Source organism: Streptomyces sp. BR123 (genome assembly GCF_013401435.1).
Lineage (GTDB): Bacteria > Actinomycetota > Actinomycetes > Streptomycetales > Streptomycetaceae > Streptomyces.
Window position 1 is genome coordinate 1 of record NZ_JACBGN010000542.1, and the last position, 2,230, is coordinate 2,230.

Sequence of the window (2,230 nt, forward strand, 5' to 3'; positions counted from 1 at the left end):
GCGGCGGGCCGGGCGGGCCCGGGCCGTCAGGCCACTGCGTCGAAGCCGGTGTCGCGCGCCATGCGCTTCAGCTCCAGCAGTGCGTGCTTCTCGATCTGGCGGATCCGCTCGCGGGTCAGGCCGTGCTGCTTGCCGACCTCCGTCAGCGTCCGCTCCCGGCCGTCGTCGATGCCGTACCGCATCTTGATGATCGACGCCGTGCGCTGATCGAGCTTGGCCAGCAGGTCCTCCAGTTCCTCGCTGCGCAGCAGGGAGAGGACGGACTGCTCCGGGGAGATCGCCGAGGTGTCCTCCAGGAGGTCGCCGAACTGCGTCTCGCCCTCGTCGTCCACGGACATGTTCAGGCTGACCGGGTCCCGGGCCCAGTCCAGTACGTCGCTCACGCGCTGCTCGGTCGAGTCCAGCTCGGCGGCTATCTCCGCGTGTTCGGGTTCCCGGCCGTTCTCGCGGTTGAACTCCCGCTGGACGCGGCGGATCCGGCCGAGCTCCTCGACGAGGTGGACGGGGAGGCGGATGGTGCGGGACTGGTCGGCGATGGACCGGGTGATGGCCTGGCGGATCCACCACGTCGCGTACGTGGAGAACTTGAAGCCCTTGGTGTAGTCGAACTTCTCCACCGCGCGGACCAGGCCCGCGTTGCCCTCCTGGATCAGGTCGAGCAGGGGCAGGCCGCTGCGCGGGTAGCGGCGGGCGACGGCCACGACGAGACGCAGGTTGGAGCGGATGAACGTCTCCTTGGCGCGCTCCCCCTGAGCGGCCAGGACCTCCAGCTCCTCGCGGTCGGGAGCGTCCCCTTCGCGCTCCACCTCGCCGTCGAGGATCTGCCGGGCGTAGATGCCCGCCTCGATGATCTGGGACAGTTCCACTTCCTTGGCCGCATCGAGCAGCGGAGTGCGCGCGATCTCGTCCAGGTACATGCCGACCAGGTCGCGGTCGGCGATCTCCCCGCCGGCAGCGCGGGCGCTGCCCTCGGACTGGTGGCGGGCGACGGCGCGGGTTGCCATGCGTGCTCCCTTGCAATGTGTGAGGTCGCGGTGCGGCTGCTGGAACGCGGCTCTGCGTCCCCGGACACTCTCCCGAGTGCCCGCTTCCTAGGGAGACAACGGCTGGAATCGGGACAGAATTCCCACACCGTCTCTCTTTTTCACGATCTTGCAGTATCCTGCCCCGCCGCGCCCCGAAAAGGCGGCGTCGCCGACTCCGCCGAGGGCGAGGAGTCGCAGGTCAGACCAGGCGCGGAGGGGCCGGTAGGCCCTCGTCGGCCGCGCGCGGACCGGGGCCGGCGCAGCACCCGTGTGGCTGCCGTCACACGGGTGGCGGAAGCGCTCCTGCCCCGGAAGACGACTCCCGGCGGCTCCTGGTTGCGCGGACCGGCCTCCGGGCGGCTTCACCCGAACTGGACCGAGCGCTTCGACAGCCCCATCCAGAAGCCGTCCACCGCGTCCGTCCGGCGGCCCAGGTCGCCCGCGGCGTCGGCCGCACCGAGGGTGACGAAGAGCGGGGCGAAGTGCTCCGTACGCGGGTGGGCGAGGCGGCCCGCCGGGGCCTTGGCCTCGAAGTCGAGCAGGGCGTCGACGTCGGAGGCGTCCAGCGCCTCGCGGCCCCAGGCGTCGAACTCCGCCGACCAGGCCGGCACCCCGGGCCCGGTGTGGCGCAGGGCGGCCAGGTTGTGGGTGAAGAAGCCGCTGCCCACGATCAGGACGCCCTCGTCGCGCAGGGGTGCCAGCTTGCGGCCGATGCCCATCAGGCGCCGCGGGTCGAGCGTGGGCAGGGAGATCTGGAGCACCGGGATGTCGGCGCCCGGGTACATCTCCACGAGCGGGACGTACGCCCCGTGGTCGAGGCCGCGGTCCGGGATGTCCTGGACGGGGGTGCCGGGGGCGCGCAGCAGTGCCCGTACGGCGGCGGCGAGGTCCGGGGCGCCCGGGGCGTCGTAGCGGACCCGGTAGTAGTGCTCGGGGAAGCCCCAGAAGTCGTACACGAGCGGTGCGCGCCCGGTGGCGCCGAGGGCCAGCGGGGCTTCCTCCCAGTGCGCGGAGACCATGAGGACCGCCCGGGGGCGGGGCAGGGCGGCGGACCAGGCGGCGAGTTCGGCGGGCCAGACCGGGTCGTCCGCGAGCGGGGGTGCGCCGTGGCTCAGGTAGAGCGCGGGCATGCGGGCCGGGGAGTCGGTGTCTGCGGCTGCGGCTGCGGCTGCGGCTGCGGCTGCGGCCGGGTGCGGGGGCGGGGG

2 protein-coding genes are annotated in these 2,230 nt (G+C 72.9%); both read right to left on the bottom strand.

What is annotated here, in order from left to right:
- Positions 1-26: 26 nt before the first annotated feature.
- Positions 27-1,004, bottom strand: coding sequence for an RNA polymerase sigma factor RpoD/SigA (locus HYE82_RS36070; protein ID WP_179178444.1), 978 nt, complete (start codon positions 1,002-1,004; stop codon positions 27-29).
- Positions 1,005-1,387: 383 nt separating this feature from the next.
- Positions 1,388-2,155 (bottom strand): dioxygenase, encoded by a 768-nt coding sequence (locus HYE82_RS36075; protein WP_179178445.1) that lies wholly within the window; start codon positions 2,153-2,155, stop codon positions 1,388-1,390.
- Positions 2,156-2,230 lie beyond the last annotated feature (75 nt).